The following is a 21420-nucleotide window of genomic DNA, read 5'->3' as shown; positions in this document are numbered from 1 at the left end:
GAAGATCCAGGATCGCGACACGGTGGCCCGCGTTCGCTAGGCTGTACGCGGTACTCGCGCCGGCGAGCCCGGCGCCGATAATGATCGCATCGTACCGATCGGACGTCATCTCTGCTCCATTTCGACGAAGCCCGAAGCGTTCGCCTTACCCGTACCAGACTGGCACAGTCGCGGGACTGTTCATGCGCGTTCCGAAGGATCACTGCAGGTTGCATGCCGATGCGCCGATTGGCCTTTCGAGCCTTGTGGCAGGAACCAGGCGGGCGCAGCGGCTCACATTCCTTGTCGAGCGGTCGGAAAGTGCGGTCGAAACGGCAAGAGCCCATCCCGAGGACCGTTTCCGGGAAATTCTGATTGGCACAGTGCCCATGTAGCGGAGCATCGCTTCATGCTTCCATCAGGGCCGGACGACCATCGGGAACTTGCCGGCCAGGATCGCGCAGAGCGCGTCCCGTCGGCGGACGGATTGCCACCGTTCGAACTCAGCCGCGCCCGCGTACATCTCCTCGGCGCCGAGACGGCTTCCGAGAGCATCGAAGCAGGCATGCGCTCGTTCGACGATGGCCGGGTTGTAGGCGGTAAAGCCACAGGCCGCCGTCGCTCTTCGGAGCATGCCGTGCATCCTCAGGAAACCGCCGCACGCGAAGTCGGCGGACGATGCGGCTCCAGCCCCGAACGCGAGAAGGAGCGCGGTCGCGAACGCCCAAATCCGGACAGCTCTCCGGGTCCTAGCCATCGGCGCCCGCCCGCTGCTCGCCTCTCGCGCCCAGGTCCGGCCGGCCGGTGGTCCGACGGCGCCCCGGCAACCGGAGATGGGCGAGGTACGGATAGACGGCGGGCAGAACGATCAGGGTGAGCAGTGTCGCCGTGACGAGGCCGCCGATCACCACCGTGGCGAGCGGGCGCTGCACCTCGGCGCCGGCACTCGTCGAGAGTGCCATCGGCAGGAACCCCAGCGCCGCCACCAGCGCCGTCATCAGGACCGGGCGCAGGCGCATCTCGGCCGCCCGCGTCGCCGCCTCGCGGGCATCGAGGCCGACCCGTTCGAGGTCGCGGATGTAGCTCGTCAGCACGACGCCGTTGAGGATGGCGATGCCGAAGGTCGCGATGAAGCCGATCGCGGCCGAGATCGAGAAGGGCAGCCCGCGCAGGTACAGGGCGACGATGCCGCCGGTCGCGGCCACCGGCACGTTGAGGAAGATCAGCCCGGCGAGGCGGATGTCGCCGAACATCACCACGAGCAGCACCAGGATCGCCGCCATCGCGGCCGGAACCACCACCGAGAGTCGGCTCGTGGCCTCCTGCAGGTTCTGGAACTGCCCGCTCCATTGCAGGGAGTAGCGCGGCGGCAGGGGCACCTGGGCTTGAACGGCGGCCTGGGCGTCACGCACGAAGCTCTGGACGTCGCGCCCCCGCACGTTGGCCTGGACCGAGATCCGGCGCTGGAGCTTTTCGCGGCTGATCTGCGCGGGGCCCGTCGCGACCTCGACGGAGGCCACCAGCGAGAGCGGCACCAGCGCCTTGCCGGTCCGGCCGACGGGCAGGTCACGGATGCGCTCGATGTCGCTGCGGTCGACGGCCTTCAGCCGGACCACGATGTCGGTGATGGAATTGTCGTCGCCATAGATCATCCCGGCATTGCGCCCGCCGATGCTCTCGACCACATCGAGAATGTCGCTGACGTTGACGCCGTAGCGGGCGGCCGCCCCCCGGTCGACCTGGATGGAGAGCGCCGGCATGCCCGCCTGTGCTTCGGCCTTGACGTCCGCCGCGCCGGAGATGCCCGAGACCACGCGCACGATGGCGTCGGCCTTGTCCTTCAGCACCTTGAGGTCGTCGCCGTACAGGCTGATGGCCACGTCGCCGCGCACGCCCTCCAGCAGGTCGTCCATCCGCATCTGGATCGGCTGCGAGAAGGCGTAGGACACCCCCGGCACCATCTCGCGCAGGCGCTTGTCGAAGGCGGCGACGAGGCCTTCCTGGGTGTCCGCCGTCGTCCAGGTCGACGGGTCGGCCAGCGTGATGAAGCTGTCGGTGGATTCCACCCCCATCGGGTCGGTGGGGATCTCGGCGCTGCCGGTGAGCGAGACGATCCGCTTGACCTCGGGGAAGCTCTTCAGGGTCTGCTCGATGCGGTGCATGACCTTGAGCGAGGCATCGAGGTTGATGCCCGGCAGCTTCTCGGACGTGATGACGATGGAGCCTTCGGAGAGCTTGGGCAGGAACTCGCCCCCCAGCCGCGTCGCCAGCCAGCAGCTTCCGGCGAAGAGCCCGATCGTCACGAGTACGGTGATCCCGGTGCGGCGCTCGGCGAGCCGGAGAACGGGGGTGTAGGCGCTGCGCGCCCAATGGACGAGGCGGGTCTCGCGCTCGCCGATCCTGGGTCCGGCCAGCACGATGGCGGCGAGCGCCGGCATCAGGGTCATGGTGAGGACGAGGGAGCCCGCCAGCGCCAGGATGACGGTGAGCGCCATCGGCCGGAACATCTTGCCGGCAACCCCTTCGAGGGCGAGGATGGGCAGGTAGACCATGATGATGATGGCGACCGCGAACAGGATGGGGCGCGCCACCTCGACGGTGGCCTGACGGATGACCTCCTCGGCCGGGCGCTCCGGGTGCTCGCCGCGGGCGCGCAGGACGTTCTCGATCATCACCACGGCACCATCCACGATGAGGCCGAAATCGATGGCGCCGAGGCTCATGAGGTTGCCGGAGAGTCCGAACAATCGCATCCCCGCGAACGCCATGAGCATCGACAGGGGGATCGCGGCCGCCACCACGAGACCGGCCCGGAGATTGCCCAGCAGCAGGAGAAGCACCACGATGACGAGCACCGCCCCCTCCATGAGGTTGTGCTCCACCGTGCGGATGGTGCGCGCCACCAGGGTGCTGCGGTCGTAGTACGGCACGATCTCCACGCCCGGCGGCAGTTGCGGGCGCAGGGTCTCGATGGTCCGCTTCACGCCCTCGACCACGGCGCTGGCGTTCTCGCCCTGCTGCATCATGGCGATGCCGACCACCGTCTCACCGGCGGCGTCGTGCGTCACCGCCCCGAGGCGGACCTTCGGAGCTTCGACGACCTCGCCCAGGGTCGCGACCGTCACGGGCACGCCGCCGGGGCCCGTCGTCACGACGACGTTGGCCAGATCCTTCGTGTCCTTGGCGAGGCCGAGGCCGCGGATGACCTCCTGCTGGTCGTTGTGCTCGATGTAGGCGCCCCCGCGCGCGGCGTTGTTCTCGGACAGAGCCGTGTAGACCTGCGCCATCGTCACGCCGTAGCGATGCAGGCTCTCGGCGGAGATGCGGACCTCGTAGGTCGGCATCTGGCCGCCGTAGACGTTCACGTCGGTGATGCCGGGCGTCAGCTTGAGCTTCGGCGCGATGGTCCATTGCAGGATGCGCTTGAGCGCCATCGGCGAATACGCCGGTCCGCGCACCTCGAACTGGTAGATTTCGCCGAGGCCCGTCGCCATCGGCCCCATCTGCGGATCGCCGACCACGCCCGGCATCATGGACTTCGCCAGCGGCAGGCGCTGGAACACCTGCGCCCGCGCTTCGCTGATCGACATGGAATCGTCGAAGGTGACGTAGACCGCCGAGACGCCGTAGCGCGAGGTGGAGCGGATGCCGGTCAGGCCCGGCGCCCCCGCCATGGCGTTCTCGACGGGGAAGCTGACGAGACGCTCGACCTCGAGCGGCCCGAGGCCCGGCGACAGGGTCAGGACCATCACCTGCTTCGGGGAGACATCCGGAACGGCGTCGATGGATAGGCCTTCGAGATTGACGATGCCGCCGACCGCGCCGGCGAGCGCCAGCACGAGGACGAGCCAGCGGCGGCGGATGAGAAGGGAGAACCAAGCGTTCATCGCGGCCTCAATCCGTCGAACCGAGCAATGCGCGCATCAGGATGGCCTTGAGGCCGAAGCTGCCTTGGGTCGCCACCGTGTCGCCGACCTGTAGTCCGGATTTCACCTCGACCCAGTCGGCGCGTTGGACCCCGAGGTCGAGGTCCCGCTTCTCGAAGCGGTCGTCGCCGGTGCGCACGAAGGCGATGGGGCCGCCCTCGGTCTGCTGGATCGCGCCGGCCGGTACGGTGACGCCCTCGCGCCCGAGATCGGCGGCGATCTCCACGGAGACGAACATATTGGCGCGCAAGCTCCCGTCCGGATTGCCGATCTCGATCCGGGCGGGGGCGGTGTTCGTCATCGGGTCGATGGCGGCGTTGACCGAACGCACACGTCCCTCGAAGCGGGGATGGGCTTCGATCGGCGCCTCGACCGTCGCCCGGTCGCCCGGCTTCACGGTGGCGATGTCGTGCCCGTAGAGGTTGGCCAGGACCTGGATCTGCGAGGGGTCGGCGACCGTGAACGCGTCGCGGTTGGTATCGACCACTTCGCCGAGCGTGATGCCGGCCGTCGTCACCACGCCGTCGATCGGCGAGACGATGGCGCTGGTGCCGGGGGCTTCGCCTGCGGCCGGGGCGAGGCGCTCGTACTGGGCGCGGTAGAGATCGACCTGCGACTTGGCCGACAGGGTGGCCGCGTGGGCCTTGGCGAGATCGACCTGCCGCCGGTCGACCTCGGCCTGGGCGATCCCACCCATCTTCACGAGGTCGCTGCCGCGCTTCAGGTTGGTCTCGGCGACGTTCTCCGTGGCCTGCGCCTCCCCGAGGCTGGCCTGGGCGGCGGCAAGGCCGTTGCGGGCGTCGAGGACCCCGGCTGCGTCGAGCGTGGCCAGGGTCTGGCCGGCGCTCACCCGGTCGCCCGGCTGCACGGACAGGCTGAGAACCCGGCCCGAGGTGCGGGGCTTGAGGCGGGTGACCCGGCGCTCGTCGAAGGCGACCATGCCGGGCGTGCGCACGGGCAACACGATCCGTCGATTTTCCGCCTGTCCGAACGCCAGTCCGAGGCGCGCCTGGCCCTGGGCGTCGAGCCTGACCACATTCTCCTCCGCCGGCTGCCCGGAAGCGGTCTCGCCGGAGGCCTGGGGGGGCTCGGGTTCGGCTGAGGCGAGCCCGACGAGGCTCAGCACGGGTTCGAGGATGGGCCGCGCGGCCTCGCGATACCACCACCCGGCCAGCCCGAGGGCGATGAGCCCGACGATCCGGACCGACGTCCAGCGACGTCGGGCTCCCGTGGGCGGCGGGCTCAGTGTCGAGGATTTGGGCTGTTCGCGAAGCGTATCGCGGTTTGCACTCCGCGCCTCCCCGTCCGCAGCCACGTCTGTCTCCGCCTCCTGAAGCACGCCACCGTCCGTCGATCAGATTAGAGTTGTTCTAAGACATAGGACGGACGGCGATGCGTGCCATTAAATTCGCGTTCACACGCGTGGTCTCGAACCGGGTCGGAACCACATCATCCATCGGGACAGGGGCGGGAGCCCGGGAGATGACCCATTGGCGAAGCTGCTTCTGATCGAGGACGATGCCGCCACGGCCGCGGAGGTTCTGGGCGATCTTCGCGGGCGCGGACACGCGGTCGATTGGGCCGCCACGGGCCCGGCCGGTGCGGCCGCCGCCCGTTCGGCGGACTGGAATGCGATCGTCCTCGACCGGATGCTGCCCGGGCTGGACGGGCTCACCCTGCTGAGGGACCTGCGGGCCGCGGGAGACCGGACGCCGGCGCTGGTCCTGAGCGCGCTCAGCGACGTCGATGAGCGTATCCGCGGCCTGCGCGCCGGTGGGGACGACTACCTCGGCAAGCCCTTCGTCCTCGCAGAGCTCGCGGCCCGGATCGAGGCCCTGCTGCGGCGGCCCACGGACACCCGCGAGACGGTGCTGCGGGTCGGCAGCCTGGAACTCGACCTCATCGCCGGGAGCGTGCGCCGGGGCTTGCGCGCCCTCGATTTGCTGCCGCGCGAGTTGAAGCTCCTCGCGTATCTCATGCGCCGGCCGGGCCAGGTGGTGACCCGTGCGATGATGTTCGAGGAAGTCTGGAACTACCGGTTCGCGCCAAAATCCAATCTCATCGACGTCCATGTCGGACGTCTTCGCCGGAAACTCGAGGCCGAGGGCGAGCCGGTCCTGATCCACAACGTCCGGGGAGAGGGTTTTACCTTGACGCCCGATGTCTAGGCTCGTGCGCTCCTTCGCGTTCCGCTGGGCACTCGGCATCGCGCTGTGGTCGACCCTTCTGTCGCTGACCCTGTTTGCCTTCGTCTACTGGCAGACCGCCGCGTTCATGCAGGACGAACTCGACCAGGTGCTGCGCCACGAGGTGCGGTACGCGGCCCGCGACCCGGAAAAGGCGGCGAACCGCATCGAGACCTGGATCAGCGAGGACCTGCACAGCGTTCACTTCGCCGGCCTGTTCGGACCCGATGGGGCCAAGCTCGCGGGCAACCTCGATGGGCGGCCCCTGGATTTGCCCCCGGATGGCGAGGTTCGGCGGATCGGCATGCAGGTCGCCATCGCGGGACGGCGCCTGCAGGAGGATCTCTGGTCGGCGGCCGCGTCCCTGAGCGATGGCAAAGTCGTGGTGGTGGCCCACGACACCGACGAGATCGACCGCGCCAAGGCCACCGTCGTCCGTGCCCTCGGCCTCGCCCTCGTGCCGACCCTGGCCTTCTCCCTCCTCGGTGGCATGCTGCTCGCCGGGCGAGCCCGGCGCCGCCTGGCCTCCACGGAGGCGGCCGTCGCGCGGGTGATGCGCGGGGATCTGCGCCAGCGCCTGCCGGTGGGCGAGGCCGGTGACGAGTTCGACCGGCTGGCCCAGGACGTGAACGGGATGCTCGACGAGATCGAGCGCCTGATGGAGGAGGTGCGGGGTGTGGGTGACGCCGTCGCCCACGACCTCCGAACCCCGCTCACGCGCCTGCGGCTCCGGCTGGAGCGCGGCCGCGAGCAGGCCCGCGACATCGAGGAACTGCGCGACGCGGTGGACCAGGGACTGGTCTGGATCGACCAGACCCTGGAGATGGTGACGGCGGTGCTGCGCATCGGCGAGATCGAGCATGGACGGCGCTGTGCCGCCTTCGGTTCGGTCGACCTCGGCCTCGTGGTGAGCGAGGCGGTGGACCTGTTCGAGCCGCTTGCCGAGGAGAAGGGAATCGCCCTCAGCATCGACCTCGACGGCACCGCCCCCGCCATCGAGGGCGACCGCAGCCTGATCTTCGAGGCGATCGCGAACCTTCTGGACAATGCGGTGAAGTTCACGCCACCCCGCGGCAAGGTTCGGGTCGGTCTCGTCCGGCGTGACGGCGAGACCGTTATGTATATCGAGGATACGGGGCCGGGAATCGCCGCCGGCGAACGCGCACAGGTGTTCAAGCGGTTCTATCGCACGGAGCGGGCCCGTCAGACCCAGGGCAACGGGCTCGGGCTCGGGCTCGTCGCCGCCATCGCCAAGCTGCATGCGTTCTCGCTGACCGTCAGCGACGGTCCCGGCGGGGGATGTCGTTTCGAGCTTGGATGCCCGACCACGAGCGGCCGTTTCTAGGATTGGCATGGAGCGGTCCTGCGTCTTCCGCTCATGGCGCTAGCGGGTGGAGGACGGCGAGCATCACGATCAACGTGTTTCGGATGACAATGCCGCACGGCAACTGATTCCGGCACGCCAAAGCAGCAGGCGGATCCGTTAGCCATTCGAAGGCGAGGGGAGCTGTCCCGCTTTGCTGCCCGCCAGCTACGGCAATCCCAATCGGCCAGAAAGGGCGTTGACACGGGCCGCTGAAGCCGTTCAAGAAGCAATCTGATGCGGGCGTAGTTCAGTGGTAGAACGTCAGCTTCCCAAGCTGAATGTCGTCGGTTCGATCCCGATCGCCCGCTCCATTCAACTTCAGGCACTTAGCCGAGGTTGGTGGTATCTAGTTAGGTTTGGATACCACTGGAATACCATCGTCGGCGTAGTGCAGCTGCATTCTAAGCGACTGATTGAATGTACGACTGCCGCTATTCCGTCCTGCACAGACCGGCCGCGTAGGCATCGTCTCGCGTTCACTCGGACGGTATTCGGACGGCCTCGGGCGTGTCACAGGGTCGAACAGCATTCCGCGGTGGCGCTATCGGCCCTTGCACGAAATCGGCAAAAGGCGGACATCGCCCGTATGTGCTTCAGGGCTCCGCCATGACCGACGCAACCTCCATCGAGTTCCAGATGAGCTCGCCGATGCAGGAGCCGGACGCGATGGAGCGCTCGATCGCGCTGCAGGGCACCGAGGTGATGCCGCGGGTGAAGGCGAACGTCGCGAAGGCGTGATAAAGGGGGACTAGACCATCCCTCGACGCTGAAGGTTGCGGCACCGCCTGGCCAAACGACGCGCACCATTGACCGCTGTTCATTCCGCGATATACGCGGCCAATTCCTCGGGTGTTCCCATCGGAAACGCTTCCTTGAGGTGATCGAGGAAGGCGGACACGCGCGCGCTCAACAGCCGTCGGGACGGATAAAGGGTCCAGAGGGCTATCTCCGGTCTGTCGAGATCGCCCCAGAGGACAAGCCTGCCGGCGGCCAGGTCGTGGCTGACGAGCGAGATGGGAAGGCGTCCGGCCCCCACGCCGGCTTTGACCGCGTCGCGGACCATCATCAGCGATGGAAGACCGAGGACGGGCTCGGCCGTGACGCTCGACATGCCCGCCGGCGATCTCATGGTCCAAGTCATGGGGTCCGCCATCGCCCCGCGTACGACGGCCGGGGCGGCCGCGTCGCCCTCCGGGCGGACCAAGCTCGGAGCCGCGACGACGACCAGCCGGTCGCGCAGGAAGATGCGTCCGACGAGGCTCTCGTCCGGGGCGGGATTGACCCGGATCGCGAGGTCGTGGCCCTCTTCCACCATGTCGACGGCACGGTCCTCCGTGGTGACCTCAAGCCGGACCTCGGGGTGCTTCAGGGCGAACTCCGCCGCGAGCTTTCCCATCGCGGTCTGCGAGAAGAACACGGGCGCGCTGATGCGCAGCCGGCCCCGTGGCCTGCCACCGCCCGAAGCGATGGCCGCCGCCGTCTCGTCGAGCTCCGTCAGCAGGACCCTCGTCCGCTCGTGGAGGGCCCGGCCTTCCTCGGTCAGCTTCAATACGCGCGCCCCACGTTCGAACAGGCGCGAGGCGAGGCTGGCCTCTAGTTCCGCGACCCGGCGGGACAGGGTCGCCTTCGGACGTCCAGCGGCTCGGGCGGCCCGGCCGAAGCCCCCATACCGGGCCACGAGATTGAAATCGGCGAGGGCGAGGAGGTCCATGCGTTCCACCAGCGGGACGGTCTGTCCTAACAGCCCGTCTCCCGGATCGCGAGTGGATCGAGCATCTAACGGATGTCCTCAGTGGCAAACCTGGAGTTACCCCCATGACCATTCTCGTAATCGGCGCGACCGGCACCGTCGGCGGCCATGTCGTCGAACACCTCGTGAAGCGCGGCACCGATGTGCGCGCCCTGGTTCGTGACACCGCGAAGGCAAAGTTGCCGACGGGCGTAACCGCAGTCCAGGGTGACCTGCTCGACGTGGACGCCATGCGTCAGGCCCTGTCGGGCGTCTCCACCCTGTTCCTGCTGAACGCGGTCGTACCCGACGAGGTCACCCAGGCCCTGATCGCGCTCAACCTCGCCCGCGAAGCCGGGATCGAGCGGATCGTCTACCTGTCGGTGATCCACAGCGACCTCTACGTGAACGTGCCGCACTTCGCGGGCAAGTTCGGGGTCGAGCGGATGATCGAGGCGATGGGCTTCCACGCCACCGTCCTGCGCCCGGCCTACTTCATGAACAACGACCACATGATCAAGGACGTGGTGCGCGACTACGGCGTCTACCCGACGCCCATCGGGGCCATAGGGCTCGCGATGATCGACGCCGCCGACCTCGGCGAGATCGCGGCCCTGGAACTCATCCGACGCGAGCAGGCCGAGGCGCCGCTCCCCTTCGAGCGGATCAATGTCGTCGGTCCCGAGACGCTGACGGGCTCGGCCGTCGCCGCAATCTGGTCCGACGTCCTAGGCCGCCCGATCAACTATGGGGGCGACGCCGCCGCCGCCTTCGAGCAGAACCTCCGGCAGAAGCACGTGCCGGGTTGGATGGCCTTCGACATGCGCCTGATGTGCGAGCGCTTCCTCAGCGTGGGGATGCTGTCCGAGGCCGGCGATGCCGACCGCCTCACCGCCATGTTGGGCCGCCCGCTGCGTTCGTACCGCGACTTCGCTTCCCAGGTCGCGGCGTCCGCCTAACGACCTGCGCTGGACCGGCACGTTTACGCTGCGTCCAGCCGCGATGTCCGGCTCCGATCGCCTGCGCAAATGTTAAAACGTATTCGCGCTCCGGTCGTACGTAACGATCCAGGGTAGAGTTCGAAATTTCATTAACTTAAGACACAAAACAAATTTCTCCGGCTTAAACAATCGGAAGGAAGCCGCGTTATAGGTTTGCCTTGCCGCGATAGACGATGGTCCGATCGCGCTATGCTTTTCAACAAAAGTGAAATCGCACGATGATCCATCAGCTTGTGTACTATAGCCGCAACGTCGTGGCCGGCAACGATCGGGCCATGCTCACCAATTTGCGCGAGATCGTCTCCGCCTCCCAGCGCAACAACAGTCGCGACGGCATCACCGGATTCCTGATTTTCGACAAGACCTGGTTCATCCAGGTCCTGGAGGGTGAGCAGGCGCAGGTCAGCGCCACTTACACCCGCATCGCGCGTGACCCGCGTCACTCGACGGCGACCATCATGGATGCGCGCAATGTTCAGGGCCGCTCCTTCCCCAACTGGACCATGGGCGGCGCGATGCGGACCCCGGAGGTCGAGGAAGTCTACCTGCAGCACGGCATCGGCAGCGCCATCGAGCCTGGCCGGCTGAAGAGTGCCCAGATCATCAATCTGGCCCTCGACCTTCAGGCCTTCGACCAGACGAAACGCCAGGCCCAGCGCCTCGCGAGCTGATCGATCGCGGGCGGGATGCGTCGCGCATCCGAAAGTCCAACGGCGCAGGGCGGGCGAGCCGCTGCGCCGTTGGTTTCGGCCGCCGAGGGGGCGATGGCGGCCGTCGTCACCATGCGGCCCGGCCGAGGGCGAGGGCTGTGCGCCTCGGCACGCCCCGCCGACGCGATGCCCTCGAGAGGCAGCCTGTTCATAACGGGCCTCTGCATCGCGGGGGCCGGATTGCCGCTATTCCACGGGGTGTGACCACGGAAATGGTGGCGTCAGGTCCGTGCCGGACTTGCGGCAGGGTCGCGGCCCCTCTCGAAGGCATGGTCGATGGCCGCGATGACCCGATCGGGCGCCAGGTGATGGATCATGTGGCCCATTCCCGGAACGACGATGAACTCACTGCGAGGCAGCGCGTGGTGCAGGCGCTCCGACTGCCGGCCGACATCGACGATCTGATCGTCCGCCCCGGCGATGATCACGACCGGCAGCGTCAGGTCGCGGTAATGCGCCTGCATGTCCACCGTCACCGGGGTCATCAGGGCTGCGTCCTCGGCCGAGGCACGCAGCTGCAGGGGCCTCAGCATCATGTCCTTCGGGAACGCGCGGTCGAAGCGTTCCGGAACCGGGGCCGGCGCGAACATCCCCTTGATCATGGCGGGCAGCAGGACCCGTCCGACCAGCGGCGAGACCGTGTAGCGCAGCACATCTCCCAGGACAGGGATCGCGGGGGGCGAGGCGAGGATCACGTCGGCGCGCAGGGTCGGGTAGTAGTAGCCCGACGCCAGGACGAGGCTGCGCACGAGGCTTGGTGCCTGCAGCGCCAGCGCGACCGCGACCAAGCTGCCCCAGGAATGCCCAAGGACGACGGCGCGCGACACGCCGAGCCGCTCCAGAGCCTTGGCGAACAGGGTCGCGTGGGCGCGCGGTGTCCAGAGCCCACGGGGCCGGTCGCTGTAGCCGTAGCCCGGCCGGTCGAAGATGATGACGCGGTAGCGCTTGGCGAGTTCGTCCACGATTCCGCTGACGAGGAAGTCCTGGATCATGGTCCCGTTGCCGTGGATCAGAACCAGGGGCTGTCCATGCCCACGCAGGACATAGTGCAGGCGGACCCCGTCCACGGTCATGAACTCTCCGATCGGCGGCGTCCGCCGTTCGGCTTCGCGGGCCTTCGAGACGGCATGGAGCGCGGACGCCCCGAGGGCTGCGGCCGTCCCGAGGAGGGCGGGAACCAGCCAGGGCGTGGTCGTGCGACGGGTCATGGTGTGGTCCAATCCAATTCAGAGGCGTCCCCATTCACGAGGTCGCATTCGGCGCGAGGGGCGAACCCGTCCGTCAGGGGCGCGCGGCGGCTTCGAGGAGCTTCGGGGACATCGCGGCCAGGGCCAGGAGCGGCCCCGGCATGACGATCCCGGCCCGCCGCATGCTCTGAGCGGCGGCCCGGCACCCCTGAAGATCGTTGGTTCCGGCGGCTCCTTCGATTTGCTGGAGGATCTCTGGTGTGGGCTTGAGTGCCGCCGGCGCGTCCTTCGCGGCCCCCGTCGCCGTCGCCGTCGCCGTCGACCCGGTCGAGGCTGCCTTGTTCTGCGAATCGCCCTGCGGTCCGGCCGCACCCGGCCCCGAGGCCGTGATCTGCCCGCTCTGCCCCGACGTGTTCTGCGGTGTGCCGGGCGCGGAGGGCTTCGCGGACGCGTCGTCACTCTTCTTCGCCGTCACGGCGGTCGCGAGTTGCGGCGGTGTCTCGACGGCCTTAGTGGCGGCCTCGGGCTGGCGCACGAAGGCGACGAGTTCCTGGCAGAGATTGGCGGGTTTGCCGGCAGGTGGCGGATCGCCTTCCGCGCTGGCGATCGCCGGCAGAAAAGCGGCGGCTGCGAGGAGCAGCCTTGTCGTGGCGACGCGCATGGCGATTCCCGGTCCTGTCCCTCCTTGAGAAGCAGGCGACCTGGGAAAAAGTTCTGTCGGCCTGCGCGCCCGGATCCGCCCCTTCCGTTCATCGTCGCGGATGGCACGAGCGCCCGGAACACTCTGCGCCCGCTTCGGGTTGGCCGCTCACGTCAACCGGAGAAACTCGCCATGAAGACCACCCTCGCCCTCGCCGCCAGCCTCACCCTCGGCCTTTTCGCCTCCGCCGGCGCCGCCGAGGCCAAGGGCTGCATCAAGGGCGCCCTCGTCGGCGGAGTTGCCGGGCATATGGCCGGGCATGGGAAGATGGGGGCCGCCGCCGGATGCGCTGTCGGGCACAGCAAGGCCAACAAGAAGGATAAGCAGCAGGGTGGATCTCAGCCGCAGGGTTGATGGACCCCTCCAGCACATTGGGACGGCCTCGCAGCATCGGCTGCGGGTGCCGCCGTGCCGGTCCTGTGGAGCGCGGGAGGTTCGTGATCCAAACCGCGCTTCGCGGTCGGAAGGCTCACAACGCCGGCTCGATATCCTCTCGGGACGGCTCGTAGCTGCACCAGTTGCAATAACCCTTCTCGACCGTCTTCGGGGCGTTGCGCTGCGAGCAGTGCGGGCAGATCAGCAGGGACAGCTTGGTGCCGGCCAGACGGGCGAATCCACGCCCCCGGAACGTGACCCCTCTGGATTTCGAAGCGCCCGGATCGGCGGTCTGGCTCATGGGGAACTCCTCGTCACGCGGCACGGGCACCAACGGATGGCGCGCCGAGAGGTTCGCGTTCCCGGTCCGTGATCCGGGATGAAGAGCCAACGGTCGCACGTCTACCCAGCACCTCCCGAAGCTTGGAGGCTGCACTTCGAACCGCCCGGCTTCGGCCGCGGCGGCTTTTTTATGCCGATGTCCGCGTCGCTTCCCACCGGTTCGCCCGAGGCCGGCGGCCCAGCGAAGCGGGAGAGCCCCCGCTCCACGACCTCATCGGTTACTGCCGGCGGTCGCTGTCCAGCTGCTGCAGCAATTCGGCCAGGCGTGGGTCGAGCGGCTCGTCGATGATCGGCTCGTAGAGGGCCTGCAGCTGCCGCCCGAGCCGCAGGCGGGTCGCCTCGGTGAGCACCGGCCCGATGGGTTCGTCGGGGAATGCTCTAGAATCATGCGGGTGATCGCTGGCCATCCCGCTTATCTGGCGGACGATCGGCCCGCGGCAATGGGATGGGCCCTTGTGAGCCTGCACCCGCCCGAAATGTCGCGAAACGCTCTCTGGCCGTTAGAATAACATAGGTGAAATCGGTTCGGATCAGTATTCGTACCCTACGTGATGCGAAAAAAGATGTCTCCGAGTCGGATGAGAGGCTTCTGGGAACATGGCCTGTTGGCGCGATGTTACGGTGACAACGCTCCAGGCTCGGCTTTGCTGGTCGGGTGCGGCCCTTTGATCCTGGAGTGCCTCCATGCATCGTCGTCATTTCGTTCTCGGTATGCTCACCGCAACGGCCGCGCTGGCCGTGACGCGAACCGCCGTCGCACAGCCGACCCCGGCCGGCGCGCTGCCGACGCCCGTCTACCTCAACATGGCGACCAAGGGCGGCCTGTTCCTCGAGAACACGGCACGCGATGCCTTCGAGAAGACCGGCAGCCCCCGGGTGAAGAAGTTCGCCCGGGCCGAGGTGGTCGAGCAGGTCAACCTCTCGCGCAAGCTCTCGCCTTACGCGGGTGCGATGGCGGGGGGCGCGGCCGCCGGGCCGGGCGGCCTGATCGGTGGACTGGTCGCCGCGCCGCTGGCGGTCGCGGGCGCCACCGTGGGTGCCGTCGGCGGTGTCCTCGGTGGAACCCAGCCCGGCGCCATGACCACGGACGAGCAGAAGGCGCAGCTCCTGTCGCAGCTCTCCGCGATGCCGGGCGGCCCACAATACGACGCCACCTTCGTCGCGGCCTCGCTGCAGGGCCACCAGGAGGCCTACGCGATCCACGGCTCCTACGCCGAATCCGGCGAGGACCCGGAGTTGCGGCGCATCGCGCGCGGCGCACTGCCGCTCCTGCGCCTGCACATCTCGCAGCTCACCCAGATGCAGGGGATGATGGGCGGCCGCGAGGGCTGACGACCCCGGCCGCGATAGGGAGGCAACCCGGAACGGCTCCGCGAGGTGCGGGGCCGTTTCGTCGTGAGGCCGGCCACGCCGGCGGTTTGGCCACCGCAAACCCCGTGCGGGAGGCTGGAATTCGCGCGTTCCTGCGCGCACAAGGCGGGCAGCCCTACTGTCACCGCCTCGCGCCGCATGGAGCGTCCCGGATGGATATCGCCGACCTCGTCCCGCACGCCCATCAGGTCTTGCGCGACGCGACGCTGCCCGAACTGCCGAACCACTATCGCGGCAAGGTCCGGGACAATTACGACTTGCCCGACGACCGGCGCATCCTCATCACCTCGGACCGGATCAGCGCCTTCGACGTCGCGCTGGCCGCCATCCCCTTCAAGGGTCGGGTGCTGACCCAGACCGCCCGGTTCTGGTTCGAGCGCACCGCCGACCTCTGCCCCAACCACGTACTGGCCTATCCCGACCCGAACGTCGTGGTCGGGCGGCGCCTCGCCATCCTGCCCGTGGAGATCGTGGTGCGGGGCTATCTGGCGGGCACGACCTCGACCTCGATCCTGACGCGCTACAAGGCCGGCGAGCGGGCGATGTACGGCCACGACTTTCCCGAAGGGATGCGCGCGAACCAGCGTCTCGCACACGCCATCATCACGCCCACCACCAAGGCCTTCGACGGCGGACACGACGAACCGCTCACCGAGGCCGAGATCCTGGGGCAGGGGCTCCTCACGCCCGAGCAGTGGCGCACGGTCTCGCGAGCCGCGCTGGCCCTGTTCGCGCGCGGCCAGGAGCTCGCGGCCACGCGGGGCCTGATCCTCGCCGACACCAAGTACGAGTTCGGCACCGATGCGGAGGGGCGCATCGTGCTCGCCGACGAGATCCACACCCCGGACAGCAGCCGCTATTGGTTCGCCGAGACCTACGCGGCGCGTTTTGCCGCCGGCGCGGCACCGGAGAGCTTCGACAAGGACTTCGTGCGCAACTGGGTGGTCGCCCGCTGCGACCCCTACCGCGATCCAATCCCGGAGATCCCGGCCGAGGTCGTGCTGGAGACGGCTTGCGTCTACATCCGGGCCTACGAGACCATCACGGGCGAGCGCTTCGTGCTGCCCGACCCGGCCGAGATCCCGCTCGACCGCATCCGGCGCAACATCGCGGCCTATCTCGGCACCGGGCCGGCGGCATAGGGCCTTCGGGCCGAACGCTGCTTCGTATCGTCGCCTCGCCCCAGGCGCCGGGTCCGCTACCCTCACGGGCCTGACAGACGGGGTGACCATGATCGCGGCCCAACTCCTCGGGCTCACGGCCCTTGCCTTCCTCGCGCCCCTGCCGGCGGAACGCTACATTCCGCCGGAGCCGCCGCGCGGGGTCGGCTGGGCGGTCGGGGCGGTGGTGGCCCTGCTCCTGGTGGTGACGGTGGTGCCCCTCAGCCTCGCGCTCGCGGACAAGTGGGCCATGGACGCGCACGCGGCCGAGTGCCGGGCCTCGGGCGGGCGCTTCCTGCCGGTCGCCTCGGCCACGGGACGCGGCGGCTATCGCTGCGAGCGGCCCGGGCGGTAGCGCACCCCTTCAGAAGTCGGCGTGGATGCGGGTGCCGAAGAAGTCGGCCGGCCCGCGATCCTTGTTGTAGGCCGGGTTCTCGATGTGCTGGTAGTTGAAGGATACCGTCAGCGTCTTGTTGAGGGCCAGCGCGTAATACGCCTCGATGGCCCGCTCCGGCGCGTAGTTCAGCCGCCCGTCGCCGATGAGGAGGCCGATTCCGCCATTGGCGAAGAAGGCACGGTGGCTCGGCGAGATCCCGTTCTGCGAGGTGCCGAGGCCGACGGTGTCGCCCGGGCGGCCCCAGGCGGTGCCCTTCAGCGAGACGCCGCCCGAAACGGATTGGTCGATATCGGTGAAGGACAGGCTCTCGGTGCGCCCGTCATTGGCGCTGACCCGGGCGAAGACGCCGAGATCGGGCGTCACCGCCTGTTCGAGGTTGAGGTAGAAGCCGGTCTTGCGCCGGGCCGCGCGGGTGGCGGCCGCCGCGTCGTTGATGTCGCCGAACACGCCCGCCTGCGTAAGCCCCACGACCTCGCGAAAGTCCGCGGTGTTGCCGACATTGGTGAAGAAGCCGATGCGCAATTTGCCGGGCTGGTTCAGCACGGGAAGCACGTGGCGCTCCTCGAACTCGATGGTGGTGCCCGAGCGGCGGAACACGCGCGGGTCGAGCACGTCGCTGGACGGCTCCTTCGGCACCTGCGTGTAGGCGGCCCGGATCGCGAATTCGGCGCGGTTGTATTCGACCATCACGCCTTGGGTGAAGCCCGGCAGGTTGGCCGGAAAGTCGTAGGCGCCGGACGCCCAGATGCCCCAGTTCATGAAGTCCACGCGGGGGTCGTGGGCGTAGACGTTGCCGTCGAAATAATCGCCGAGCGCGAACTTGCCCGCCACGACGGTGATGCGCTCGATGTCGCGCCGGGTCGCGACCTGGTTGGGGCCGTCCGGCACGTCCTCGGTCTCGCCGCCGAGCCCGAAGGTCTGGCGCACGAAATAGCGGTTGGAGCGCAGCTTCGGGAAGGGCGCCCCGGCCTTCTGCGCCTCGCCGTTGACGAAGCCCGCAACGCCGAGCGTCCGGCTCAGGCCGAAGCCCTGGCTGAATTCCGGGTTGTAATAGAGTTCCGTGCCCTCGAAGAGCTTGAGCCCCAGGAAGGCGGTGGCGGTGGTCGTCGACTGGACCTGATGGCCGATCAGGCTCGCCGGGCCCGTGTAGGGCGCGCGAAAACCCGGCACGCCTTGCGCCACGAAGGTGGTCTGCCCGTGCAGCGAGAACCGGTCGCCGGATCCGTCGCCGGGATCGTGCGGCGCGACCTCGTCGGCCTCAGGCGGCAGCACGAGGCCGCCCGGATGCCAGGACAGGCGCGCCATCATCTGGTGCGCGGTGGCTGAGGCCTGGGTCGAGACCGGGCCGCCCGAGATTCCCGGCACCGTGCCGAGATCGAAGCGTCCGCTGGAGCCGAGATCCATGTAGCGATAGTCGATCCCGAGCGCGATGTGCTCGCTCACCGCGAACTGCACGCCGGCTCCGAGGGTGAAGCCGAGATAGGACAGGTCGCGCCGTGCCGTCGTGGCAACACCCGTGGCGAGATCCGGGTAGGTCGCCAGCACGCGGGCATTGGCGCCGGAGAGGCCGAAGCTGGCATAGACCAGCGCCCGCTCGAAGGCGTAGCCGAAGCGGCCGCGCAGGGAGCCGTAGACGTCGGTCTTGACGCGGATCAGGCCGAAGGCGGGATCGAGATCCTCGTAGCCGAAGCCCTGCGCGCTCGACGAGAGCGGCCGCTTGAGGTTGGCGCCCGAGACATCCGCCTCGATGCCGGTGAGCCATGGGCCGGTCTGCCAGTTGTAGCCGCCGAACAGGCCCCCCACCGCCGTCGTGGCGTTGCGGCCCAAATCCGCCCGGCCCGTGGCGTCGCCCGTCTTGAAGGCCGGCAGAGCGCGGGCGCCGAGGGTGGTGTCGCGAAAGTTGAAAGCGCCGTAGGAATTGCCGCCGCTGCCCTGGATGCCGAGATAGGCGCCCGACCAGTCGACGAAACCCGGCGCTGTGCCGGCGGCACGCGGGGCAGCGAGGTCCGCACCCCAGGCGCCGCCGAGGCCAGCGAGCGTCATGAGCACCGGGGCGACCGCGTGGTGGGCTGGGCAGGCGTTGCGCCCGCTGCGATGCCGTCGTCTCATGCCGCCCCTCCCGATCCCAGGGCCGGTATAGACGATGCTATAAGTCTGACAATTCGGTTTGTCGCCGGTGCGATAGGATCGGGCCGGTTGTTGCGCAAAGGCTGCACCCGGCACACGCCGCGAAGTGCGTGGCGGGCGGGTGACATTCCCCCAAACAGGGGATGTGACGGGACTCTCCGGCGGATATGGTGGCTCGACCCCAAGGGTTCGGACCACCTCAGCCCGCCCGGCGCCTGCCGGCGCGGGCTGATTTTCTTCGCCACGAGACTCGGTCGGAAACGCGCCGCCGGTCAGGCCTCGCCGCTCTCGATCCGTTCGATCAGGCCGGTGAGTTCACGGATGCGCAGGCGCAGGCTCTCCATGCTGCTCGCGCCCGTGTCCCGGAGCGCGGCGCCGTCCGTGAACACCCGGCCCTCCGGATGCGGCCGGGCCTCGAGGGCCTCCAGTGCGCGGATCAGGCCTTCGCGCTCGTCCAGATAAAGGCGCCTGCGGTCGTCGCTTGCCGGCATCGTCGTTCTCCTGGGAGGGTCTGCCGTCCAAGACGTGGGTTTCTCGGATCGGGATCTCTTAGGTCAAAGTTCAATCCGCTTGACCGTGCGAAGATCCGCATTTGCGGGAAGCGGCACCCGGCCTTTCGCAGCCCGAAGCGGACGTCTCGCCTTCGATCCGATCCGGTCACCCTGGGTGGCGCAAGCACGTCTCGATCGTGGACCCCGAGGTCACATCGAAGCCTCAGGTGCAAACCGGCATCGTGGAAGGCGTGCCGGTTCCGCGTCGGATGGCTCGGGTCGTGTCCCTCCCGTCTCCCGGCCACGATCCGGATGGATCTGGCGATGGGACCGTCGCCACATCAGACGCGTTCTCGACTCGATAGCGACGCTGAACATCGTTCGTTCTGGAGAGCCCCTTGATCCAACGCAAATCGGCTTTGAAGGCGCTTTTGCCTGTTGGATTGGTGATGTTGGCTGGTTGCTATGTCCTCTCCCGCAGAACACGAGGGTATGACATGATCGACCCGGAGCTTCGGTCGCCCGGGTGGCGCTTGCGCAGTCCGTCCCTCGGACAAAGATTGCTTCCCCTCGCGCGGTGGGCGACCCGGGCCGTCGCGCCGGTTCATGATCCTCTGGCGGAGGGAGTCGATCTCGAATGCATCGGCTTGTCGAGGTCGGACGGTTCGACCCTGGTGGTCTACCTCTATCACCCGCACCGGCGTCGGAAGGGCGGCGCGGCTTTGCTCCACTCTCATGGTGGCGGAATGATCATGGGGTCGGCACCCGAACACCACGCCAGGGCTGCGGGCTACGCGCGTGACCTCGGCGTCCTCGTCGCGAGCGTCGATTACCGCCTCGCCCCTGAGCACCCGTTCCCGGCGGCGCTGGAGGATGTCCATGCGGCCTATCGCTGGCTGTTGTCGAAAGCGGAAGCAGTCGGGATCAACCCGATGAGGATCACCGTCGGCGGCGACAGTGCCGGAGGCGGTTTGACCGCCTCGCTCTGCCAGCGCATCCACGATGCCGGGGACCCGGCACCGGTGCTTCAGATCCTCGTCTATCCCATGCTCGACGATCGTACGGGGCGGTCCGGGTACGAGAGCATCCGAGGGCAATTGGTCTGGACGCCAGCGTCAAACCGCTTCGGTTGGTCGAGCTACCTCGGCGGCCACCCGACCGGCGACGCGCTGCCCGAGCATGCCGTACCGGCGCGCCGCAAGGACCTCACCGGGCTTCCGCCAGCCTGGATCGGCGTCGGCACCCTCGACCTCTTCCACGACGAGGATCTCGAATACGGACGTCGTCTGAGAGCGGCTGGCGTTCCATGCGAGATCGTCGAGGTCGACGGCGCGTTTCACGGCTTCGATGCGATGTTTCCGGAGGCCGCGATTGCCCGCGCGTTCCGGGGGAAAATGATCGCCGCCTTCGAGCGCGCGACGACCTGACGACGAACCTATCCGGCCTGCCAGCCTGCGCCGTGGAACGTCATCAGCCTCTTCGTTGATCGGAATGCCGGCGATCCCCGTCACTTCAGAAAACCGCAGACATCGATGCTTCGTGGATGGTGGCTCAGTAACCGTAGCCGCCGCGCCGGCCATAGGATCCACGACCCGAACGGTCTCCATAACGACCACCCCCGAGGGCGGCTCCGGCAATGCCGCCGAGACCGCCGTCACGACTGCGTCCATAGCCGCGACCGTAACCGCCCCCACGATTGCGGCCATAGCCGCCTTCGTGGCGGCCCTCACTCCCGCCTCTGTTGATTCCCCCTCGATTGAGTCCCTCACCGTCGCGTGCGTCTGCGTTCACAGGGCCGAGGGTCAGTGCCGCGGCCATCAGCGCCGATGCGATCAGAAAATTTTTCATGCCCACTCTCAATTCATTCGGATACCGGACAACCCGCGTGCCCTGGAGATTGTTCTCGAAAATCAAATATCCGATCGCCGGTTATCTTAAGTTGATACAATATGTTTATTTAAATTCTTCTGCGCTGGAAGCTGGAGTGCCGGATACGGCAGGTGGATGTGCGGCCGCTTGATGAAACCCGGCCAACCCGGTCGTGCTCTCTGTCTCACTGAGCAGCACGAATGCAGACCCGCGTACGGACTACCGATGGCCGGCAGCTGCCGCTCGAAAGGCCAAGCCGCGTGCGTTCGGACCCTGCGCCGGCCACTCCGCCAAAACCGTCCGGCCCCCGGTTCCGATCGCTCAGCGTAAGGTGTGTCCGGTGTGTCCGGTGTCCCCGCATCGGGGACCATGCATTCGGGCGCGGGCGCCATGGAACCGCGATGGTGTCCGCCCGTTGTTCAGGCGACCCAAGCTCGATGACCTGATCCCCCGCCCGGCTCACGCCGTGGCGGGTTTTTTGTTGGCGCAGGCGCTCTCCCGGTG

The 21420-nt window shown here is 68.0% G+C and carries 21 protein-coding genes and 1 tRNA gene; 11 read left to right on the top strand and 11 right to left on the bottom strand.

The genetic code is table 11. The annotated features are described in order from the left end of the window. The 4 genes from JWQ05_RS15060 to JWQ05_RS15045 all read right to left on the bottom strand — a co-directional run. The coding region (locus JWQ05_RS15060) for an FAD-dependent oxidoreductase (RefSeq protein WP_299659834.1) at positions 1 to 109 on the bottom strand (109 nt) is incomplete at its 3' end. 288 nt (positions 110 to 397) lie between these two features. Next, positions 398 to 613 (bottom strand): hypothetical protein, encoded by a 216-nt coding sequence (locus tag JWQ05_RS15055; protein ID WP_299659825.1) that lies wholly within the window; start codon positions 611 to 613, stop codon positions 398 to 400. Positions 614 to 728: 115 nt separating this feature from the next. Continuing rightward, positions 729 to 3866, bottom strand: coding sequence for a CusA/CzcA family heavy metal efflux RND transporter (locus JWQ05_RS15050; protein ID WP_299659823.1), 3138 nt, complete (start codon positions 3864 to 3866; stop codon positions 729 to 731). A 7-nt stretch (positions 3867 to 3873) separates the two neighbouring features. After that, the gene (locus JWQ05_RS15045) at positions 3874 to 5151 is read right to left on the bottom strand and encodes an efflux RND transporter periplasmic adaptor subunit (RefSeq protein ID WP_299659831.1); all 1278 of its coding nucleotides are present in this window, start codon (positions 5149 to 5151) and stop codon (positions 3874 to 3876) included. A gap of 244 nt (positions 5152 to 5395) precedes the next feature. Here JWQ05_RS15045 and JWQ05_RS15040 point away from each other — a divergent pair, with 244 nt between their 5' ends. From JWQ05_RS15040 to JWQ05_RS15025, 4 genes are all read left to right on the top strand, one after another. Then, positions 5396 to 6073: a response regulator transcription factor gene (locus tag JWQ05_RS15040; RefSeq protein ID WP_299659820.1), complete on the top strand. Its 678-nt coding sequence runs from the start codon at positions 5396 to 5398 to the stop codon at positions 6071 to 6073. Positions 6074 to 6077: 4 nt separating this feature from the next. Further along, positions 6078 to 7436 (top strand): ATP-binding protein, encoded by a 1359-nt coding sequence (locus tag JWQ05_RS15035; RefSeq protein ID WP_299659817.1) that lies wholly within the window; start codon positions 6078 to 6080, stop codon positions 7434 to 7436. Positions 7437 to 7693: 257 nt separating this feature from the next. After that, positions 7694 to 7768, top strand: a tRNA-Gly gene (locus tag JWQ05_RS15030). 295 nt (positions 7769 to 8063) lie between these two features. After that, on the top strand, positions 8064 to 8195 hold the full coding sequence (locus JWQ05_RS15025; RefSeq protein ID WP_299659814.1) for a hypothetical protein: 132 nt from the start codon (positions 8064 to 8066) through the stop codon (positions 8193 to 8195). A gap of 79 nt (positions 8196 to 8274) precedes the next feature. On the opposite strand, the gene JWQ05_RS15020 is transcribed toward JWQ05_RS15025, so the two are convergent. Then, positions 8275 to 9168: a LysR family transcriptional regulator gene (locus JWQ05_RS15020; RefSeq protein WP_299659812.1), complete on the bottom strand. Its 894-nt coding sequence runs from the start codon at positions 9166 to 9168 to the stop codon at positions 8275 to 8277. Positions 9169 to 9272: 104 nt separating this feature from the next. On the opposite strand from JWQ05_RS15020, the gene JWQ05_RS15015 reads away from it, so the two are divergent. Then, positions 9273 to 10145 carry an NmrA/HSCARG family protein gene (locus tag JWQ05_RS15015; RefSeq protein ID WP_299659810.1) on the top strand — a complete coding sequence of 291 codons (873 nt, stop codon included), beginning with the start codon at positions 9273 to 9275 and terminating at the stop codon, positions 10143 to 10145. A 260-nt stretch (positions 10146 to 10405) separates the two neighbouring features. Next, positions 10406 to 10858 carry a BLUF domain-containing protein gene (locus JWQ05_RS15010; RefSeq protein ID WP_299659808.1) on the top strand — a complete coding sequence of 151 codons (453 nt, stop codon included), beginning with the start codon at positions 10406 to 10408 and terminating at the stop codon, positions 10856 to 10858. Positions 10859 to 11118: 260 nt separating this feature from the next. Here the strand turns inward: JWQ05_RS15010 and JWQ05_RS15005 are convergent, their stop codons facing one another. Further along, positions 11119 to 12105, bottom strand: coding sequence for an alpha/beta fold hydrolase (locus JWQ05_RS15005; RefSeq protein WP_299659806.1), 987 nt, complete (start codon positions 12103 to 12105; stop codon positions 11119 to 11121). Between the two features lie 73 nt (positions 12106 to 12178). Then, complete coding sequence (locus tag JWQ05_RS15000) at positions 12179 to 12745, bottom strand: hypothetical protein (protein WP_299659804.1); 567 nt, start codon at positions 12743 to 12745, stop codon at positions 12179 to 12181. Between the two features lie 171 nt (positions 12746 to 12916). On the opposite strand from JWQ05_RS15000, the gene JWQ05_RS14995 reads away from it, so the two are divergent. Continuing rightward, entirely contained in the window at positions 12917 to 13138 is a 222-nt protein-coding gene (locus JWQ05_RS14995; protein WP_299659801.1) for a hypothetical protein, read from the top strand. Between the two features lie 115 nt (positions 13139 to 13253). On the opposite strand, the gene JWQ05_RS14990 is transcribed toward JWQ05_RS14995, so the two are convergent. Together JWQ05_RS14990 and JWQ05_RS14985 are read right to left on the bottom strand one after the other, a co-directional pair. Beyond that, positions 13254 to 13460 (bottom strand): hypothetical protein, encoded by a 207-nt coding sequence (locus JWQ05_RS14990; RefSeq protein ID WP_299659799.1) that lies wholly within the window; start codon positions 13458 to 13460, stop codon positions 13254 to 13256. A 259-nt stretch (positions 13461 to 13719) separates the two neighbouring features. After that, complete coding sequence (locus JWQ05_RS14985) at positions 13720 to 13908, bottom strand: hypothetical protein (RefSeq protein ID WP_299659797.1); 189 nt, start codon at positions 13906 to 13908, stop codon at positions 13720 to 13722. Between the two features lie 277 nt (positions 13909 to 14185). Here JWQ05_RS14985 and JWQ05_RS14980 point away from each other — a divergent pair, with 277 nt between their 5' ends. The 3 genes from JWQ05_RS14980 (at position 14186) to JWQ05_RS14970 (ending at position 16387) form a co-directional block, all read left to right on the top strand. Continuing rightward, positions 14186 to 14833: a DUF4142 domain-containing protein gene (locus JWQ05_RS14980; protein WP_299659795.1), complete on the top strand. Its 648-nt coding sequence runs from the start codon at positions 14186 to 14188 to the stop codon at positions 14831 to 14833. 191 nt (positions 14834 to 15024) lie between these two features. Next, positions 15025 to 16014: a phosphoribosylaminoimidazolesuccinocarboxamide synthase gene (locus tag JWQ05_RS14975; RefSeq protein WP_299659793.1), complete on the top strand. Its 990-nt coding sequence runs from the start codon at positions 15025 to 15027 to the stop codon at positions 16012 to 16014. Positions 16015 to 16102: 88 nt separating this feature from the next. Next, the gene (locus JWQ05_RS14970; RefSeq protein ID WP_299659790.1) at positions 16103 to 16387 is read left to right on the top strand and encodes a hypothetical protein; all 285 of its coding nucleotides are present in this window, start codon (positions 16103 to 16105) and stop codon (positions 16385 to 16387) included. Positions 16388 to 16396: 9 nt separating this feature from the next. Here JWQ05_RS14970 and JWQ05_RS14965 read toward each other — a convergent pair whose 3' ends face one another. Both JWQ05_RS14965 and JWQ05_RS14960 read right to left on the bottom strand, forming a co-directional pair. Next, entirely contained in the window at positions 16397 to 18472 is a 2076-nt protein-coding gene (locus tag JWQ05_RS14965) for a carbohydrate porin (protein WP_299659828.1), read from the bottom strand. Positions 18473 to 18828: 356 nt separating this feature from the next. Further along, a complete protein-coding gene (locus tag JWQ05_RS14960; RefSeq protein ID WP_299659787.1) occupies positions 18829 to 19047 on the bottom strand; it encodes a hypothetical protein in 219 nt (72 codons plus the stop codon). A 647-nt stretch (positions 19048 to 19694) separates the two neighbouring features. Between JWQ05_RS14960 and JWQ05_RS14955 the strand changes: the two genes are divergently transcribed. After that, on the top strand, positions 19695 to 20474 hold the full coding sequence (locus JWQ05_RS14955) for an alpha/beta hydrolase (protein WP_299659784.1): 780 nt from the start codon (positions 19695 to 19697) through the stop codon (positions 20472 to 20474). Positions 20475 to 21420 lie beyond the last annotated feature (946 nt).

This window comes from Methylobacterium sp. (assembly GCF_028290105.1).
Classification (GTDB): domain Bacteria; phylum Pseudomonadota; class Alphaproteobacteria; order Rhizobiales; family Beijerinckiaceae; genus Methylobacterium.
This window is presented reverse-complemented; position numbering and strand designations above follow the sequence as displayed.

Bases quoted from the DNA above. Each gene is read 5' to 3' on its own strand.
- JWQ05_RS15050 (WP_299659823.1), bottom strand. From the start codon at position 3,866: ATGAACGCTTGGTTCTCCCTTCTCATCCGCCGCCGCTGGCTCGTCCTC.
- JWQ05_RS14980 (WP_299659795.1), top strand. From the start codon at position 14,186: ATGCATCGTCGTCATTTCGTTCTCGGTATGCTCACCGCAACGGCCGCG.
- JWQ05_RS14995 (WP_299659801.1), top strand. From the start codon at position 12,917: ATGAAGACCACCCTCGCCCTCGCCGCCAGCCTCACCCTCGGCCTTTTC.
- JWQ05_RS14965 (WP_299659828.1), bottom strand. From the start codon at position 18,472: ATGACGCTCGCTGGCCTCGGCGGCGCCTGGGGTGCGGACCTCGCTGCC.
- JWQ05_RS15015 (WP_299659810.1), top strand. From the start codon at position 9,273: ATGACCATTCTCGTAATCGGCGCGACCGGCACCGTCGGCGGCCATGTC.
- JWQ05_RS15010 (WP_299659808.1), top strand. From the start codon at position 10,406: ATGATCCATCAGCTTGTGTACTATAGCCGCAACGTCGTGGCCGGCAAC.
- JWQ05_RS15000 (WP_299659804.1), bottom strand. From the start codon at position 12,745: ATGCGCGTCGCCACGACAAGGCTGCTCCTCGCAGCCGCCGCTTTTCTG.
- JWQ05_RS15020 (WP_299659812.1), bottom strand. From the start codon at position 9,168: ATGGACCTCCTCGCCCTCGCCGATTTCAATCTCGTGGCCCGGTATGGG.
- JWQ05_RS14970 (WP_299659790.1), top strand. From the start codon at position 16,103: ATGATCGCGGCCCAACTCCTCGGGCTCACGGCCCTTGCCTTCCTCGCG.
- JWQ05_RS14975 (WP_299659793.1), top strand. From the start codon at position 15,025: ATGGATATCGCCGACCTCGTCCCGCACGCCCATCAGGTCTTGCGCGAC.
- JWQ05_RS14985 (WP_299659797.1), bottom strand. From the start codon at position 13,908: ATGGCCAGCGATCACCCGCATGATTCTAGAGCATTCCCCGACGAACCC.
- JWQ05_RS14960 (WP_299659787.1), bottom strand. From the start codon at position 19,047: ATGCCGGCAAGCGACGACCGCAGGCGCCTTTATCTGGACGAGCGCGAA.
- JWQ05_RS14990 (WP_299659799.1), bottom strand. From the start codon at position 13,460: ATGAGCCAGACCGCCGATCCGGGCGCTTCGAAATCCAGAGGGGTCACG.
- JWQ05_RS15055 (WP_299659825.1), bottom strand. From the start codon at position 613: ATGCTCCGAAGAGCGACGGCGGCCTGTGGCTTTACCGCCTACAACCCG.
- JWQ05_RS15025 (WP_299659814.1), top strand. From the start codon at position 8,064: ATGACCGACGCAACCTCCATCGAGTTCCAGATGAGCTCGCCGATGCAG.
- JWQ05_RS15005 (WP_299659806.1), bottom strand. From the start codon at position 12,105: ATGACCCGTCGCACGACCACGCCCTGGCTGGTTCCCGCCCTCCTCGGG.